The sequence below is a fragment of the Bartonella queenslandensis genome (genome assembly GCF_018155095.1).
GTDB lineage: Bacteria > Pseudomonadota > Alphaproteobacteria > Rhizobiales > Rhizobiaceae > Bartonella > Bartonella queenslandensis_B.
The window spans coordinates 44,564-62,294 of record NZ_NAAI01000011.1 but is presented as its reverse complement, the minus strand read 5'-3'; the positions used below and the strand labels follow the sequence as shown (position 1 = coordinate 62,294).

Below are 17,731 nucleotides of genomic sequence, written 5' to 3'. Positions count from 1 at the left end.
AAGTGTAAGAAAATTTCTGCTTTTTAAAGCATGAAAAAATTCCTCTAGCTTTTGTAACCATAATAGCCAAAAATGCTGCAAATGACGGCGCCAATCAGGCTTCCTAAAAAGCCCCACCACCCCATCTGCGATGCTTTTGTTGTAGCTTTGTCCAAAAAGTGAACAGAAGCTTTTGCCGCTGATTCAAGTTTTTGAAAAAAGCTATCGCTGTGTTCTTCTAGAACTTTGTAAGGGGGGGCGTTTTTTCTTATCAGAGATGCTTGAGAGGTTATGGTGCTTATGCTGGTGGTGGTGTAGGGGCATTTGTGAGCGTGCGTATGGGATTATCGCACATTGAAACGTATGCTTAACCCCATGGATATCTTCAAAGATAGAAAAATATCTTATGACAATAGTTTTTTAGAGATCTCTAAGTCACATGGAAGAAGCCATACATGGCTAACCACGTAAGTGAGTGGGTATGTCCAATTCTAGAGCTTAAAGCAGCCTAGCGGGTTAGAACTCTTTTGTAAAAATGATGAAAGATGAGGGAGAAGGGTTGGTACCCTTCAACCATAACAAATACTTCTATGATTTTATAACCATTGTAAATATTGTCATCTCATAAATTTTCGCTCTTCTCCTTACGCGATAGGGAGAGTACGAGACAAAACAATAAAAATGCAGTGATAGAGAAGAGGAAGAATAGGAGATATGTTTGGTTAAGGGAGAGGTATCCTTTTGTGAACGTATGGAGTAAATAGCCTGCGAACACACCTCCCAAAGCACCACCTATTTGCTGTAATATGCGTGTGATAACCGCCGTATCTTTCACGTATAAACGATCGACATATTGGATAGGGGCGGATAGGCATACAATGGTGGTGATGCCAAGCCCTACACCCCTTAGTAAGAATCCCAATCCATCCATGCTTATCGTATAGCCAAAGCATAATAAGCCAAAACTTGAGATCAGCAAACCAATTCCTATCATGAAAAAGGGAGATTTTTCTTTCCATTTCTGATAAATGAATTTCCTTCCGATCCATGCACCCACCCCTTGTAGAGCAAGGAGTGCACCGATGATGAGAAGGCTTTTTTCATGAGGCTCTTCCAAGGCGGTAGCTAGCGGGAAATAAACAAGAAAGCTATAAAAGAGAAAGGAAGCAATAAGCCCCATGATCATGAGCAATGTATAGCGCACATTTGTAAATCCGCTAAAGACGATTAATTTATTTTTTGCTCTCTGATTAAATACAATGAAGAATATGAGAGAGATTATCGCTATCAGTGCTATGAGAGAGAGAATGTTGTTGTTATTGATGTTTCTGGCTTCTGTGAGGTAAAAAAATGAAATAAGGGATAGGGAAAAGGCTAAAAATGCCAGTAAGTTAAATTTTGTTTTTGCTGTTTCATTGCTTTTCAAATGTTTTGCCCCAATGGCGACAGCTAAGAAAATAAGCGGAATATTGATAAAAAATAATAAACGCCAAGAGACATACTGAGCAATTGAGGCTCCCACCAGTGGACCAAAGGCTGGAGCAAAAACCGTTGGGACGGCTATGGTGCCCATAGCTTGGCGAACGCGTGTCTGTCCAAATTGTAAGGCAATAATGGTTTGGCTTAGGGGCAATAAAAGGCCTGTCCCAAAGCCTTGAACGATACGGGAAGAGATAATGGTTTGAAAATCATAGCTTAATCCTACCCCCAGTGAGCCAAGCATAAAAATGAAGTTTGCAATGAGCCATGTCTTTTTTATGCCTATTCTCTCCTGCACAAAAGCAGCTATTAAAAGCCCAGGAACAGTGGCGAGAAAATAGGAAGTTACAATCCATTGTATATTATTGTCTCCTGCTGAAAAATAATGTGCAAGATCAGGGAGGATGACATTAACAATGCTTCCATCGAGCAAGGGAAGTATACTGGAAATAATGACGGTATAGATGACATATTTTTCTGATTTGCTATAGGAATCTTTTTTTTGCATTCTGATACCCCCCTGCTGATATTCTTCAAATATTTGTTCTGCCCCATAAATCACATGCTTTGAGAGTGAATGCCTGTTTGTGAGGGCTGTGATACCGGGATGAATGTGATTGGAAGTGCTGATGGTTTTCCCAATGGTTGTCTCTTGATGTTCCTCTTGTGTATCCCCTTTTTCTTCCAAATAAAACCGTCAATTAAACGGATCTTGGTGAGTTTATTCCGGAGTCTGTTTGCTGTCAATTTTTTCTGCATCGGAGTAAAATTATGTTCTGCTCCAAAAGTCAAAAGGTTTGCGGACTTCATAAGATCTGGTCTGGTTTTACGGATCCGTTTGCGTCCTGATGAAAAATTTATAAGGGACAATCTGTCTTGTTATCGAGAGTATTTTTTATGATGTTTTTTGACGTAACTCTAAGATATACATTGCAAGGGCAGAGGCTGCATTAACAGCTAAGCGCGCATGACGAGGATTGAGGTTGATTTTTCGAAAGTTTGCTTCCGAGTGTCCATGGGCTGCTCCTTTTTTGTTTCTTAAATTCATGGTATCATCCGCAATTCTATATAGACCGGATGCGATCATTTTTAAGTCATTGACATCGAAATCATTAGCGTTTTTTTTCTCTACATCTTCTGGACGAATCTTAGCATGCTCCGCGACTTGTTTCCATAAAGCGGGAAGCGCATGGGCTGTTTCTTCATATGCGATAGAGTAGTGGTTGAGATAAGCTTTACAGGATGCTTCCAATAAATTTGCTGCATAGAGAGCTGAAGCCATTGGATCGGTTTCTATTTGTTCTAATGCTCTCTTTATTTCGGTTTCTATTGCTAACAGTCCGTTCTTTACAACTTCTTTTTGCAACGTTTCTGTAGAGAGGAGACCAGCTTTAATAATATATCCTTCACTATGATATTCTAATCCAATTTTCTTTAAAGATTTTAGAACTTCACATTTATCTTCTTTTCGCTGGGGATTTTTGTGAGGATAATTATAATGGCTCTTTGTTCATAAAATCCGTAAGAAGATTGCTAAGGATTTCAAGTGGATCATCACATTCCATGTTGATGGCATTTAGTCGCTTCTTGGTTTTAAAGGTTTTGCTATCTCCTTCTGTTTCATCAGGAGCAGATAATTTAAAAAATAAGTGATCTAACTCCTTAATCGTATAATGCTCTGCAAATATTTGAGGGAATAATCCAATGATTGCAGGAGGAATTTTGTTTTTCTGAGATGTTTTTTGCGGTGATGATAATTGCATCGTATGCCCTTATGAAATTATATTTTTGAGTGGAAGGTTATCTATTCTCTTGAAGTATAGAAGAAAAACGATTGCGTTGATTAATTAATTGTTCAATTCTCTTTTGAGAGCCTGCGTTGGTATTTGCCCCCATGGCGTTGTAAAAATCCTCTCTCAACAAGGGTGCGTCGTAATCTGGTAAAATCGACCGTAAAGAGGTTGCATATCTTGGAAACTTCCGTTTCATTATAGGTTTTGCCCATTTGAAAGGCTTCTGAAATTTTTTTAAGCATTTCTTCTGTTTCTAAATAGCGGTCGCTTAAATTTTCTCTCTCCCGCTCATTTTTACTTTCGAGCATTTTCCACAGTGTCTCTTCTGCTTGAAATCCTGCTGTTGTGTTTTGAATAAGACCAAGATTCAAAAGACGATTGATCGATTTATGAATGGTTTTGGCATTACAATCGACAGTTTTTAGGATATCAGTAAGATTTTTTGCTCCAAGGATAATGGCAGCGTAAACAGCGCGCAATGTTGGTGAGGTCATAGCAGAAATCAGTGAATTGGCTTTACTGCGTTTGTTTAGTGTTTCTTGTCCCATGGGCAAAAGATCATTGCGAAGGGGAAGTTCATTGATTTCTATAAGTTCTGCTTGGAGCGATTGTGAGCGTACAATTTGCTCAGTAGGGGCACGTTTGCGAATAATACCCAGACCACTTTGGCGATATTTGTGATTTTCGAGGAGTGTTAAAGCCTCATAGGAGCTATCAAGGCGGTAGAGAATTTCTTCCCACAAAGGAGTTCTGACGCGTCTAATCCGTTGAGCGCCATCGAGTGCAACGGTTGTTGTCATGGTTGGTTCATGGAGACAGAGATAACCATTAGCGGTGATATGTTCCCAAAGTGTGGTAACAAATCGCACATCGTCTGCGGGCGTTCCAGCATCAATCCAAGCAAAATCTATTGGTCCCCAAGATTTGAGAGTGCTTTTATCGAGAGAGAAAAAATTCTCATTAATAAATGTTACAGTGTCTTTTTCAATGCCGTCGTCTTGGAGCAGTTTTTGCCATGCCTCTTCGGCTGACTGACCTTCTGCTGAAAAATCATCAATGCTGATCAAGCGTGGTTGATAATTTTCAAGGACACCTGAAGGGTCAAGCAACGCTGTACGTTCTTCCCAAGGAAGATTCTAAAAGTTTTTTATCCTCTTCCCATGCTTGTTTTGCTTTTTGCAGGGCTGTTGCAATTAAGCGCGTGCTGTCTCCCGCACCGATTTCAATGATTGTGCATGGTCTTGCCATTTGAATGAGCGTGTAAAGAAGCTCAATACTGTTTTCTGTTCCCATACCAAGTCTTATTAGAGGCATCTTTTGATCCTTATCATTTTACCAGTCGTAGCATTCCTGCTTTGATAAAAAATATTGTTGTTTCTTCTATCGGGTGTTGAAGATGCATTGTTGTTTCAGCTTGTAGCAAGAGAGGTTTGGTTTTGTCATTCAGTCTGATTGTGCGTCCATTAAGTTGATTAATGGCAAGGGATCCAAGAGGAGAATTGACAATACGACACGTTGGCTCTCGTAAAAGCGCTATTGCATGATCTTGTGAAAAGGTTTGTTGGTCTGTTTGAATGAGACTGTGTCGTAGTAGTGATATCAAAAGATTGTCTGCGTCAAAAAGGCAACCATTGAGTTTGATTTCTTTCAAGGATTGGACAGAACAGCCCTCGTGAAGTGCTGTAAATGTTAGAAAATCAAATCCACCAAAGGTGAAGCTTTTTGTGGAAACAACGGTGATAGGTTGTATTTGACGTTTGCCAATGAGTGCTGGTTTGTTTTTTATTACCTGTACATCCTTTGCCCATTGAACCTGTGCTAGGGAGTCTAATTTGCGGGGGTAAACGGCAAAAGAATTGATTGCTATGGGTGGTGTGGGTTTTTGTAAGGCAAGGGTGTGGATGTTTTCATTCAAGTCATGGTGCAGGATTTCTGCTAATTGCCATACATAACCGCCTGTTTCATGGTAAAAATTTAAACCTATAGGATCTTGTTGCATGATGTTATCGGTTTTTTCTTTAAAATATCAAGTTTTGGCAATGGTTGTTCGCTGGGGTTGTTCGTTCCTTCATACGAGAGGGGTTTATTAAAATTACATTGGTTGTTATAGAGTTGGATGATTTGATGGGATGATGATCGTCATGCAATTTCTAGGGCATAACTTTTTTTTAGAGACAAGATGATAAAGTTTGTTAAGCATTCTCCCATTCTTTTTTTTGCATAGCGCTGTTTATGATAAAACCTAAGATGCCTGTGATCATGGTGGCAATACTGATGATAAGGAGTGTGTATTGGGTGTGATGCACTTTTACAAAACCTGCACTGAGAAAACCAATGCATACGGCTGTTTGTATGATGAAGATATAGGCGGGCATTTGACTGTTTCGTTGTTCTTTTGGGATAGCTTTCATCATAAAACTTGCTATGAGTGCATTTTGCACACCGTTGGCACTCCCAAGGATAAAAAATGACAGCATCATGAGCCATATGAGCGGTGTTAAGGAAAAACAGAAAATGGCCAAGCCAATGGTTGCGGCAGCCAGTGATGCACCGGCGGCATTGCCAAGACGGTGGAAAAGGCTGGAGAAGCAGAGAGGGCCAACCACAAGGCCAAGACTTATCATGCTGCTGATTATTCCATAGGTTTCTGCACCAAAGTGTAGCTCGGTGCGGATGCGGACAATCGACAACACATTGAGAGCTGAGGTGAGGATGATGGTGATGATAAGTGGAGCAAGAGCAGAGACAACATTTTTTTATGCAAGAGCCCTCTTAAATCTAGTCCCTTTTTAGTCTGCTGTGTTGTGGTTTTTGTTGGCACATGCATTTTTAAACTTTTAAAACAGTATGTGGTGATCAAGGCTGCACAGAGAACCATGATTGATAGTGCAAAGAGCCCTTTTTGCCCGTTTGATAGACCATACAAGACACCACCCAACAGTGGTCCGGCAATATAGCCAAGATTACGGACTGTTTGAATAATGCGGTTGATCCGGTCTAATTGCTGATCATTTTTTGCGAAGTCGGGTACTGCAACAAGAATAGCAGACCAAAAGAGTGAACCTGCACACCCCAGTGCGAAAGAAAGAGCAATATAAAACCAAAACTGGTTGGCGATTGCGGCTGTGGCTATGAAAAGTGCTTCAAACAATAAAACAACAGTCACTGTATGTGCTGGCTGGAAGCGATGCAAAAGACGCGGGGCAATGGGGCCTGCACAAATTCCTCCTACAAGCCCTGCAAAAAGCAGCATTGAAATGGAGGCTGTACTTTCTGCTAAGTGTAAAGCAAAAGTGACTTGAGCCGTTTCATCAGCAAAGCTGCTTAAGCCCAAAACAAGGAAAAGTCCTATTTGGGCGAAAATCATGGATTTTTTCTTTGTCACAATGCTCCCCAAGATGCTAAAGCTTTTACGGTTTTTAAAATTTCTTCCTGCGCATATCTATAGGATTTATCATTTAATTTTGCTAGATCTAATTTTTTTCCTGATGAAAGTTGGGAAAGGAAGCTCTCTACATGAGAGCTATACTCGAAATTGGCACAATGCCCATTTGCAGCAATGAGGCGTTCATTGTTGTTTTGAAAAGTTTTTTAGCCATATCACAGAGATGGTATTTGCTTTTTTCTTAACCACAAAGAGAGGCCTAATTCTTTGCTATGCCCTTTGAAGGAATACGTTGTCTCATGAAGAGCTCTATACATTTTGATTAAAAGATAGGCTGTTTTCTTCGAGACTTTTTGATTTTTAGGGGGAGATGAATATATTATAGCTCATTTCAAGTGTTCTGTTTTCATGTTTGAGCTTCGAAAAACTTTTTCTGGTATTTGTAAAGCAGTGTGTTAGCTGCCATGTTATACAAAAAGCTTTTCAAATAAGTGTAAAAAAAGCTGCACATTCTGTACAGCTTTTTCTCGGGTTGCTTTAGAAGGTAGAAGTTTTAAAACTTGAAAGTATCCTTACGGCTTTTGTAACCATAATAACCACAAACACTGGAGATTATGGCGCCTATTAGGCTTCCTAAAAAGCCCCACCATCCCATATTGGAGGCTGTGTTCGTGACTTTCGTGGCTGTATGTTTTGCATCCTTGATGGTATCTTCAAGATTGTCAGAGAGGGTTTCAGCCCGTTCTTCAAGTGCTTTTATTGCTTTTTCGGTTTTTTTCTCTGCACTTTGATAGAGTTGAACAGCACGGTTGGCTGCTGTTTGTGCATCCGCACGGGGCATGCCATCTTTTATGAGAGCATTGATGATATCGCTTCGATTAAATTTTGTTGCGATATCTTCTACACGATCAGAAAGATGTTCACCAAGATTTTTCAGTGTGGTGCGGTAGTGAGAAGGGTCATTTTTAAAAGCGGTTATCGCAGAACCAATATCGCTGAGCGCTGCCTGATAGGATGTTTTTAAGCGCTCAGGGTTGAGGGCGGGAATGTTGCTTTTATTAAGAAGGGAGCGCAACTCACTGCCAAGCTGGTCAAAATTGATGTTACTGTCGCTGTTGTTTGTCAAAAAATTTGCAAAGTTTTCACTGTTTAATTTTGTAAACAAGGGGGAAATATTTGTTTTGAAATTGTCTATGGTCTTTTCGATCATGGAGCTATTTTCTAGGGCGGCTTTAGCTCCTTTAGCACCTATTTTTGCTGTGCTTGAAACTACATGGATGGCTTGGAGGGTCATCAGCAGTGTTATGAGAGCCCAAGTGAGAAATCCATGCAGGATTCCTGAGGATTCAGCAAAACGCCCAGCGACAAAACCTCCTAAAGCAAGGCTTATCAGCATAACGATAAGAGAGCCCGTGCCAAAGGAAAAGAAAGAGCCTTCAAAAGGGCTTGAAGAGGTGAAATCTATTTGGCTCAATCCTAATGCTGCTACCAGAAAAGATAAACAGATTGAGGTGGCAAGAGCCGTTACAAGTCCGGCAAAAATTGCCGACCATGAAATGGGGGTTTGAAAAAAAGGATATTCTGTCTCAAGGGATGTTTCACCTAGAAAATGTGTATTTATGGGTGTGTCTTCTGGAATGCGAGTTTCCATATTTTTATCTCCTTTACTGATGCTGGAGATACAATGCCTTTTTGCCAATTATGTTCCAAAATAGGCGGATAGCCGCTAAAAATGGATAGAAAAGTACTTTAGATTTGTTATGAAAAACATTTGTGATGAAAGGAAAATATTAAACGACACAATTCTAAAGATCTCATTTATTCCTGAAGAAAGACGTGTTTCTTCCGATGATGTATATTATCAACGCATCTTACACGGGAGAGAATAAATTTGAAAACACAAATGCTATCGTTTATGGGATCCTAGCTTATAAAGTGAAGGGAATATCTCCTAAAAAGAGTACGGTTCTTTATGTGAGGAATATTGTATAAAATAGAGTCGGAAAATCAGGCGTTAGGGCAAAAATAAATATTAAATTAAAATATTATAAGAGCTCACGGATTAAGTTAAATAAAAAAGCATTTAAACTTTTTATTCTATAATATTTGCCAATCAATTAGACGATAATTTTTTATGATGTTTGTCTTAAGTAAAAAGTTTTATGGAATGAGAAAAATATATTGGGAGAAAAATATATTAGATTTTGGGGTGTTTTGCAGAAGAGTTATTATACTCTATGGTTTGCTAGATCTAAACGCTTTACAATAATGATTTATATTGATAGGACCCTTGGGATATTATTGTGTTATGCGTTGTGTTTATACCATAGTGATTTTGAAGGAGAGGCGTCAGAGATTTTTTCTGCTGTGCGTTTTATCGATCAACTTTGATGGAGAGTGTATAGAAGGGGATTGTTGCTTGTGGAGAGAATATATGCTTTTGCTTATGATAGCCATAAAAAAGCAGAGAAAAATTATAGCAAAGTGTGTGTAAAGGAAAGCTTATTCATGGGGTGAATTTTTACATGTGAAGCATTTAAAATAGAGTTTTATTTATTAAAATAATAATAAAAATTTAGTTTAATAATTAAAATAATAACACTTTTAATCGTATTTATTTATCTGTATAAGAAAAAATATAATTATATTTGTTATTTTTAATTAATTATATTCAATTTATAAATTTAAAAGTGTGATTTTATTTATGAATCGTAAATATACTTTGCAATTTATTATCCTTATTGTATGTTTATCAACAGGGGGATTGATCTCTACGGATATTTTTCTACCGGCACTGGGCGATATGCGTCAATATTATCAAGTGACGCAATCTCAAATTCAAAGTGCTGTGGCCGTTTTTTTGTTTGCATTAGCCCTTGGACAGCTTATTTATGGACCACTGAGTGATAATTTTGGACGTAAAAAAACACTTCTATTCGGTTTATTCTTGTGGTTATTCACGACAATTGGGGTGATTTATACAGTTCATATTCAGGCTTTTCTTGTCTTACGTTTTTTGCAAGGGCTTGGAGCTTGTGCGGGGCTTGTCTTAAGTCGTGCGATTGTCAATGATTTATTAGATAAAAAAGCAGCAGGAAAACTTTATTTGATTGTTTTCCCTTTTATTGGAATGTCACCAGCACTTGCACCTTTTATTGGTGGAATGTTGATCCAAGCGTTTCATTGGCAGGCAACTTTTATCTTTTTAAGCTTTTTTATATTTTTGACCATTTTGCTATGTTGTTTTGTGCTAACTGAAACTCTTCCTCCCCAAAAGCGACAGCATTTTTCTCCGGTAGGCTTTATGAAGGGATATTGGGGTGTTCTTAAAAATAAACAATTTATTTTTTATGCACTTATTCCATGTTTTTCTTATGCTGCCTATTTTGCTTATATTGTGGAGTCGCCTTTTTTACTTACGACTTTGGGTTTATCGCCGATACACATTAGTTATAGCTATATTGGTGTATCGTTGCCTTATATTTTAGGAAATTTTTTGGCGCGATGGTTTTTTGAACGCGAGTCTATGGAAAAGACTGTGGGGAGAGGGTATATTATTTTTGTGATAGGCGGCGTGTTGTTTGCTTTGCAAATGTATCTAAGTCCATGGCCTCTTGTGACAAGTTTTATGGCTATTGCTGTTCTTACTTTTGGCAATGGTTTTTTATTGCCGTTAGGCACAGCGTTGGCTATTTCATCGCATCCCAAAGCTGCGGGGGCGGCTTCTGGGGTGATGGGTTCTTTGCAATTGGGAAGTGCGGCACTCAGTGCAGCGGTTATCGGAAAAATCTCTGGTCATAGTCCACGGGCTATGGCAACTTTGTTAGCCGTGTGTTGCATGATTGGCTTTGTTATTTATATTCAAAAAGCGCGTCATTTTATGATTTCAGAAATCGGCTGAGTGAAATGATAAAAAGAGAGCATTATACAGAAAATATTTCTGATGTTTTACCCGAATGGGAATTCTCTTATTAAATGATTTTTTTATTCAGTTGTTTGATTGAGAGGGGTTAAAATTAATCATAAGCTTTAATCATAAGCTTAGTTTGAGTTTAACAAATTGGTTGCTATGGGTGAGATTTTGTGGGCGTAGAGTTTCAACATATCCGTATTTTCATGACATTTCGGGGAAAGATTTTTTCCTGTCATGCATGTTTTTGAAGAAAGAGGAGGAATGGATCAATGAGACTTCCTGTTGTTATTCTTTCTCCTGTCATGCCCATTTGGGATGGGGGGGCTTTTTGTTCTCCATTGACAAAGCTATGCGCGACAAAAGGGGGGCAAGTGACGCTGCTGGATACACTCTCGCTTTTTCCTAAGAGTACTCATTTTCTCAATCATTCTGCTGAAGAAACTTTATCTTTTATAAGAGAAAAATTGGAAAATTATTTTAAAGAGCCTGCGGTACTTGTGGGATTTTCTATGGCTGGAATGTTGGTACAAATATTGGCCGCACGGCTTCCCAATGTTCAAGCGGTACTTGCTGTCAATGCACCTGGTTATCCAGATCCGCTTTTGAAACGGCGCATTGGAGATATTTTGATTCACTTAGAAAATAATGATTTGTTAGGTGCTTTAGAAACACTCAATGGTTTTGTGAATCCTTCTGGCGTTGTAAAAAAAAGAGTTGCTTTGGAAATTCCACAAGATCAAACAAGCATGGCCATTGAACGGATGACAAGAGGATTTAAACTCTTATTGGCATTGGATGCTCGCGATGAGATTATCAAATATAAGGACAAATTTTTAGCGTTGGTGGGTGAAAAATCGCAGCTTGCAACGGTTGATAATCAAACAAAAAGCCAATGTGTTAATCATCAGTATCAAATAATTTCTGGAGCTGGGACGCGTTTATGGGATGATAATCCTGTTATGACGAATGCAATCGTTAGCGAATGGATGGAGGGATTATGAAAAAAGAAAATTCTTGTGCTATCTGAGTGATGGGCTGGGATTAGAAAGCTGTGCGGGAGTGTTGAAGATCTTAGAGACCATGACAGTTGCCCATTGAATTCACTTATGATGATATGGAGTGGGAATGTTGGAAACAAGAAGGGGATTGTCTTCCTCAAGCGGTTTGGTAAAAAATTATTGAATGCAATATTTTTTTGCTTGGTGCTGTAACAAATCAAGGAGAAGCAGCAAAAGAATTTTCCCCCATTTAAAAGAGCAGCAATCTTTATATCTTTTTCCTGTTCTTCCGTTGTGCCAAAAATTAGGTCTACTTGCTGATAGGTGTCCCGTAAGATACCTCATTGATTTTCAGCGGTCTTTTCATTTTTGTGTTATCAGCAAAAATACTGAAGATCTGTATACTTGGTTGGATTTTTGTGGTGTCACTTTTTCTAGTGCCCAATGCGGTAGTGGATTTGACTATTTAGATAGGAGGATAAGATATATGCATATAACATATTGTTTTTGTTTAATATGAGAAGTATTTTTTACTCCTTGTTTCAGTGTTTTTTATCTATACCTTAATTTCTGTTTTTGATGTGCAAATGAATGGCTTTGATTAATGCAATATAAGAGGATTTAAGATAAAAAAAATTTGACTGTATCCAGATCTTCTATCCAACATGCAAAAAAAATTAATGATCATTTATAAATTAAAATGTTATCTTTCATAAAGAGCCTATGAAAGAAATCCAGAGGCGCTATGTGCTTTGAGCGTTGTAAATCATCGATATTCTTTGTAAAACAGAAAGAGATGTTATGAAAACACAAGAAGCAGCGTTATTGACAGAAAAGCTTTGCAAATTTTATTAAAAAATATGTGTCCGTGAAGCATTGATTGCGAATATATGCTGTTCAGTTATCTGGTCATAAATTGCTGTAAAGACTTCATAAAACTTTTCCCTTATACTTTTATGTCGATTGCATGATGGTTGAGGGTTCACTGTGAAGGGATAGTTGGTGCCCTATATTTCTCAATTTGATAATAGGAACAACTATTTTGTCTGTAAGACGTGAAGATTTAAGAGGTGATCGTTTTGCGCTTTGATTTTCTTTTTGATTGATTACATGAAGAGCTTTGAAATAAGAGAATCTTAGGTATTCAGGTTTCTAATTTAAGTTTAACAACGATGAATTATCTTTATGAATTAATGTTTTGTCTTGGTTCAGTGTTTTATGCTCTTATGCTGTAAAACACTGTCATTGGAGATGGTGATCTAGGGATATAAAGAATACAACATTTAATTTAAGCATTTTAATAAAAATAGAGAATGGCAAATATTTATAATGAGACTTGTCTGTAGAGCCTTGTGCAAATCAATCATAAGGAATTCAGCCAAATGCTCTACTCTAGAGCAATTAGATTGTTTACAAACTGATGCGAGTAGGAATCTTTATCCTTTTAAGAGGGATGGGGCTCTTGGTCAATGCCGTTAAACTGAATATTCAGGGTAGAACTTACTTGAGAAGATTGTGTTTTAAATGACAAAGATTAGATATCAATTATCAAGAAAGATCAGTAGGATCATAAAGCAATAGCGGTAAACTTTAAAGAGCAGGGAAGAGATGTTTGAATTGATGGGGAACACCCGTGCAAAGTCATTTTATCAAAGCTCATAAGGTTAACTTTTCTTGAGAATATTTTTGTGAAACTCAGTCGTTTTTTGTCAGAAAGATAAGAAAATACGTATCAGAAAAGGCAGCTCATGATATTTGATTTCAAAAATAAAAACTGGCAACGCATGTTGCCAGTTTTTCAAATCTGTAGCTGAATAGAATTAGAATGAACGTTGTAAACGAATCATACCTTGGAAAGCACTTTTTCCATGGAGTACATGTTTTTCATTATTATTTGCATCCTTTAGAACGCGGTCATCATTCCAAGACACATAGGTTAATTCAGGTGTAATCACAAACCCTGGAACCAGCGTGTATGCAATATTGACAGACGTTGCAAAAGTTTTGACAGCACTATAAGAAACTTGGGCGTTTAAATTTGCCTTTGGTGTGAGTTTGTAAGTAGCACCTGCCCAAGCTGCCCATTTACCGCCCCAGTTTGCATAGATCGTTGTGCTTTGTCGTGACAACTCTGCCTCTTCATTTTCTATGTAGTAATCAACACCATTTTTATAGCCAGCCATTACCCATAGGTTGAAACGATCGTTAACATTGAAATCTGCACGGACTTTTCCAGCCCACTTTTTGTAGTAAGCATCATATGCAGCAACGGCTGAAAAACCACCCCACTTTTGCATAAACTTTATACCCAAAACCACATTGGGGGTATAATTTTTAATTGCTTTACTTGGAAGAGTATCTGCCGTTATAGGAATAAGTTTCCCATCTTTCTCAATATAAGAGCGTTGCAAAGTTTTTTGCACTGCTACTCCAGGAAGCTCATCTGCATTATTGCCTAATTCAACTCCGATAATAGCAGAAAAGCCAGCATCACCATTAAAGGTGTAGGAAATAAAATTGGTGCGTGTTGTACCGGCAGGCGCTACAGTGTCATCATTTAAAACATTGCCATAACCACCAGTCCAGCTGTTGAAAATGGTATCGTCAAGACCTACACGAAAACCACCCAGTTCAATGTAAGCGGCTGCAATTCTTCCACCAGCTTTATACTTACCATTACCCCAGCCTGAGGAAATTCTCGCATATGAACGAAGGGTTCCCATTTCTGTTTCAGAAGCGGCTTGAAAAACAAGAGTGAGCTGTGATGATGCGTCATAGGTCTTTCTTTTTTGGTTCAGCTCAGTTTCAGTGGTTGCATCAACATTACCACCACCGATGAAATCAGTACGAACACTTCCTGACAAACGCATGCAGGTTTCTGTTCCTGGGATATAGAAATATCCTTTTCCGTAGGCATCACAAACGCGAATATATTCTACAGGTTCAGGTTCGGCAATAGGTGTTGAGGCGGCATGAGCTCCAGAAACAGCTAAAAAAGTTGCTGTAGAGCTTAAAAAGAGGGATTTAATATTCATATGGGATCTCCGAGGTCCGTTTAATCTTTTTCTAAAGCGTATCACTTGCCTAACTCATTAAAGACAAAGATACATTAACATATACACGGTACTTATTCATTCTAGCTATACGAATCTTTTTAGAGTTTCAAATATGAAATGAACTTTTTGTAATGTATACGTATACTATTCGATATGATGTGGCAAAAAAGACACAAATTTTATTTTGTTCATTTTGGCTTCCTATGGAGTCAACAAAGGAAAAAATTGAGATATGTGGAAAAAAAATCGAAAATGTCTTGAACTTTCTATCGATACCATTTATGCCTCTCCTTGGAGAGGTGGCCGAGTGGTCGAAGGCGCTCCCCTGCTAAGGGAGTAGGGCTCAAAAGGCTCTCGAGAGTTCGAATCTCTTCCTCTCCGCCATTTTCAATAAAGTGAGTGTCCATTTTCAACAAAATGAATGCATTGTGTGAGAGTTCGGAAATTTGAAGCCTATCTTGCTGTAGTTCTTGACTATGAGTCTTCATAAGGGGTCTCTTTCTTTTCTAAACCATTTTACCTATATGGCTCTTTCTGCTTATGACGTGCAAGAAAATGATCTTGGTTGATTCAAGATGAAACAGACTTGAAAAAAATCTTACGATATTTGAGTTCGATAGATGATCATTATAAATTCAACTATTGCTTTATGGATAGGTTGTTTGTTGAAAGCGTAATGTGTCAATGATCTAAAGACGCCTAGATTCCCTTTTAGAAAAAATTGTAGGTGATAATTTTATTGTTCTCCTCTCATAAAAACTTTTGAGAGTTCTTCATCCATTTCATGATGATCAAACCACACATGAAAAAAGTAAGAGTTGGTAGGATGAGGTAATAAGATGGTGGAATTTTTGCAGGAAGAAAAGAAATAATACTTAATACGGTAATTGAAAATATTCTTCCGCTAAAAGATACAGCACCGACAACACCGGAAATATGTTGCGTTTGTGTTTGGTTTAGTTCTGAGAAAAATAAGCTTTTTGCCCCTATGGGTACAGTGCAAATAAATCCATGGATTAAAGAGAAGGCAATGACCGATGCAGCCGTTTTATGGCTATGGACTAAAAAATAGAGTGCTATGCACATCAGGGCAGAAAAGAAGGAAAAATATTTTATGGAATTCTTATATTTTCTATCAAGAACATGATACTTCGACATCAGTAAATTCGAAAAATATTGCGCTGAAAAGGCTCCAATATGACAGCACATCAAAACAAACATTTGTGAACCGTTGAGGTGATTAATTTTTCCACCTGAAAGTATGATCGGTTGCCAGAAATGATAAATAATTTGAATACCAGCGCTAAAAAGACACATGAGGGAAATAAACCACACGCCTCCCATGGTATTTTGAAAGATCCACAGTGTTTCTTTAGCATTGTGCAAGATTGTTTTTGTTTTGGGTGTTTCAATCACCGATTTCTTTTCTTCAGGAACAATAAGGAATATTAAAAAAATAGCACTCATCATGAGGCATGAGATAATATATCCCATAAAATATTGCCCAGAGTAATAAATTGTTCCAATGCCGATAATCCCACTGAAAATACTCCCGAAAGAATTAACTTGGTGATAAAGATGCGCATAATGCGAAAAGTGATCGTGTTTATCACCAAGAGAATGGTAAATCCATCCGTCAATGGCGCTGACAATGATGCAGATGCCCGCTGCATAGAGAATTTGCGCAATAATAAGCGCTGTCATATTGGGAGCTTGAAGGCAGAGAAGATAAAACACTCCTGTCATAAAGACGCCAGCTATAACGGAATATTTACGCCGATATCTGTCAGCTAAAACAGCGCAAGGAAAATCAAGCAGCAGAATAGTTGTGGAAAAGACAATTTGAAGCAGGGCTAATTGCGCTAGACTGACCCCCATAGACATTAAAAAAATCGCATGGTACACACCAATGAGCATGCGGACTGCATTATAAGCGCCATAGGTAAGAGCAAGGGTGCGTGCTCTGTTCATTGTGTTATTCCACAAACCTTACAGTGAGGATTTTTCTTGAGAGAACGTTCTTCTATGAAGAGCTGGCTGCTCCATATTCCTACGCGGCGATCAGTAGAAAGAAGGCTTCCATAACCACCCAAAAATTTAAGAGCATCATTGGCACACATGGCGGCTGAAAGAGCATTAACAGGAGGAAATGTAGCAACTTTGAAGTTATTATTAATCATAACACAAGCATCATAAATAAGATGGTCGTTTCTTGCTGGAAGATTGCCTATAGATGAACTACATGCGTAACAACCAGTTTGTCCAGGTATATAAAATGGACCAAAGACAGCTATATCATTAACATAACCGGAATTTATATAGGCTTGTTTGTTTTTTACGCACCATTCATTGATCCAGAGTCTTAGCTGGTCAGGTGAATCAGCAGAAATGATCCATAAATCAGCTTTGGGTAATTTGTTTATGTCCTCTTTTTCAGTAATCAACATTTGTAATTCGTGAACTTCAATTTGGCTGTTTCTCCGTATCAGTTCACGTTTAAGAACTGTTGTTTTCGGAAGACCTATATCTTCTTCAGTAAAAAGAATTTGCCTCGTAAGATTGGTCATCTCAATTATATCATTGTCAACAAGAGTCAATTTCCCAACACCAGAGGATGCAAGCATTGTTGATACATGATTACCAATCCCGCCACACCCTAAAATGACGACGCTTTTTTGCAAAAGAGTATGCTGAACGGAGGTTGGGTGCATACCATAGCTTTGATAATGGAGATGACTTCTGGAATACCGATTATTGAGAATATTGTCTGATGTTTCAGCTTTGACAAGAAAGTGATTAGAAACAAGAAAATCAAACGCACGGTTAAAATTTTTTTTTAACATGATCGACGATAGTGAATTGTAGACTTCATCTGCAGACTTTCTTTTTATCCATTGTGCTGCAATAAGTACTAAGTTCTCCCAAAAATTTTTATCATTGATAATAAACTGCTTTGAACCCGCACCAAAAATAGCACCCTCTTCACGAACAACAACACGTGTGTATTTTCCTAAAATATATTGTTGTTTCATTTATCCTCCCCACCTGTAGATCAAACCAACTTTTCCCTAGAAAATAATTCTAGGGAAAAGAACTTTCTTTAGTCATTAGTTACATTCTAAATGATC

The 17,731-nt window shown here is 38.1% G+C and carries 12 protein-coding genes, 1 tRNA gene and 1 pseudogene; 3 read left to right on the top strand and 11 right to left on the bottom strand.

Features of this window, described 5'->3' with window-relative positions; all coding sequences use genetic code 11:
• Window positions 1-601: 601 nt before the first annotated feature.
• From B5V81_RS07420 to B5V81_RS07395, 8 genes and pseudogenes are all read right to left on the bottom strand, one after another.
• Window positions 602-1,966 (bottom strand): MFS transporter, encoded by a 1,365-nt coding sequence (locus B5V81_RS07420; RefSeq protein ID WP_212112901.1) that lies wholly within the window; start codon window positions 1,964-1,966, stop codon window positions 602-604.
• A 387-nt stretch (window positions 1,967-2,353) separates the two neighbouring features.
• Window positions 2,354-2,824, bottom strand: a complete 471-nt coding sequence (locus B5V81_RS08955; protein ID WP_244979441.1) for an abortive infection family protein — start codon at window positions 2,822-2,824, stop codon at window positions 2,354-2,356.
• Between the two features lie 127 nt (window positions 2,825-2,951).
• On the bottom strand, window positions 2,952-3,221 hold the full coding sequence (locus tag B5V81_RS08950) for a hypothetical protein (RefSeq protein ID WP_244979440.1): 270 nt from the start codon (window positions 3,219-3,221) through the stop codon (window positions 2,952-2,954).
• A gap of 92 nt (window positions 3,222-3,313) precedes the next feature.
• Entirely contained in the window at window positions 3,314-4,360 is a 1,047-nt protein-coding gene (locus tag B5V81_RS07410) for a DUF2087 domain-containing protein (RefSeq protein ID WP_244979439.1), read from the bottom strand.
• Complete coding sequence (locus tag B5V81_RS08945; protein ID WP_244979438.1) at window positions 4,353-4,565, bottom strand: hypothetical protein; 213 nt, start codon at window positions 4,563-4,565, stop codon at window positions 4,353-4,355. The genes B5V81_RS07410 and B5V81_RS08945 overlap by 8 nt, the downstream gene beginning before the upstream one ends.
• 13 nt (window positions 4,566-4,578) lie before the next feature.
• Window positions 4,579-5,250, bottom strand: coding sequence for a hypothetical protein (locus tag B5V81_RS07405; protein ID WP_212112898.1), 672 nt, complete (start codon window positions 5,248-5,250; stop codon window positions 4,579-4,581).
• A 193-nt stretch (window positions 5,251-5,443) separates the two neighbouring features.
• A pseudogene (locus B5V81_RS07400) lies at window positions 5,444-6,636 on the bottom strand (MFS transporter).
• 553 nt (window positions 6,637-7,189) lie between these two features.
• Window positions 7,190-8,287, bottom strand: coding sequence for a TIGR04086 family membrane protein (locus tag B5V81_RS07395; RefSeq protein WP_212112897.1), 1,098 nt, complete (start codon window positions 8,285-8,287; stop codon window positions 7,190-7,192).
• 1,053 nt (window positions 8,288-9,340) lie between these two features.
• Between B5V81_RS07395 and B5V81_RS07390 the strand changes: the two genes are divergently transcribed.
• Together B5V81_RS07390 and B5V81_RS07385 are read left to right on the top strand one after the other, a co-directional pair.
• On the top strand, window positions 9,341-10,537 hold the full coding sequence (locus B5V81_RS07390) for a multidrug effflux MFS transporter (RefSeq protein ID WP_212112896.1): 1,197 nt from the start codon (window positions 9,341-9,343) through the stop codon (window positions 10,535-10,537).
• Between the two features lie 281 nt (window positions 10,538-10,818).
• Window positions 10,819-11,550 carry an alpha/beta fold hydrolase gene (locus B5V81_RS07385; protein WP_212112895.1) on the top strand — a complete coding sequence of 244 codons (732 nt, stop codon included), beginning with the start codon at window positions 10,819-10,821 and terminating at the stop codon, window positions 11,548-11,550.
• A gap of 1,817 nt (window positions 11,551-13,367) precedes the next feature.
• Here B5V81_RS07385 and B5V81_RS07380 read toward each other — a convergent pair.
• A complete protein-coding gene (locus B5V81_RS07380) occupies window positions 13,368-14,582 on the bottom strand; it encodes a porin (RefSeq protein WP_212112894.1) in 1,215 nt (404 codons plus the stop codon).
• A 314-nt stretch (window positions 14,583-14,896) separates the two neighbouring features.
• Here B5V81_RS07380 and B5V81_RS07375 point away from each other — a divergent pair.
• Window positions 14,897-14,987: transfer RNA gene (locus tag B5V81_RS07375), tRNA-Ser, on the top strand.
• Between the two features lie 366 nt (window positions 14,988-15,353).
• Here B5V81_RS07375 and B5V81_RS07370 read toward each other — a convergent pair.
• On the bottom strand, window positions 15,354-16,574 hold the full coding sequence (locus B5V81_RS07370) for an MFS transporter (RefSeq protein WP_212112893.1): 1,221 nt from the start codon (window positions 16,572-16,574) through the stop codon (window positions 15,354-15,356).
• Window positions 16,571-17,635 (bottom strand): HesA/MoeB/ThiF family protein, encoded by a 1,065-nt coding sequence (locus tag B5V81_RS07365; RefSeq protein ID WP_212112892.1) that lies wholly within the window; start codon window positions 17,633-17,635, stop codon window positions 16,571-16,573. The genes B5V81_RS07370 and B5V81_RS07365 overlap by 4 nt, the downstream gene beginning before the upstream one ends.
• Window positions 17,636-17,731: the final 96 nt, after the last annotated feature.

What these genes read in the sequence shown, in the direction of transcription:
- B5V81_RS07395 (WP_212112897.1), bottom strand. Translation starts at nt 8,287, where the DNA reads ATGGAAACTCGCATTCCAGAAGACACACCCATAAATACACATTTTCTA.
- B5V81_RS07420 (WP_212112901.1), bottom strand. Translation starts at nt 1,966, where the DNA reads ATGCAAAAAAAAGATTCCTATAGCAAATCAGAAAAATATGTCATCTAT.
- B5V81_RS08950 (WP_244979440.1), bottom strand. Translation starts at nt 3,221, where the DNA reads ATGCAATTATCATCACCGCAAAAAACATCTCAGAAAAACAAAATTCCT.
- B5V81_RS08945 (WP_244979438.1), bottom strand. Translation starts at nt 4,565, where the DNA reads ATGCCTCTAATAAGACTTGGTATGGGAACAGAAAACAGTATTGAGCTT.
- B5V81_RS07365 (WP_212112892.1), bottom strand. Translation starts at nt 17,635, where the DNA reads ATGAAACAACAATATATTTTAGGAAAATACACACGTGTTGTTGTTCGT.
- B5V81_RS07380 (WP_212112894.1), bottom strand. Translation starts at nt 14,582, where the DNA reads ATGAATATTAAATCCCTCTTTTTAAGCTCTACAGCAACTTTTTTAGCT.
- B5V81_RS07370 (WP_212112893.1), bottom strand. Translation starts at nt 16,574, where the DNA reads ATGAACAGAGCACGCACCCTTGCTCTTACCTATGGCGCTTATAATGCA.
- B5V81_RS07405 (WP_212112898.1), bottom strand. Translation starts at nt 5,250, where the DNA reads ATGCAACAAGATCCTATAGGTTTAAATTTTTACCATGAAACAGGCGGT.
- B5V81_RS07385 (WP_212112895.1), top strand. Translation starts at nt 10,819, where the DNA reads ATGAGACTTCCTGTTGTTATTCTTTCTCCTGTCATGCCCATTTGGGAT.
- B5V81_RS07390 (WP_212112896.1), top strand. Translation starts at nt 9,341, where the DNA reads ATGAATCGTAAATATACTTTGCAATTTATTATCCTTATTGTATGTTTA.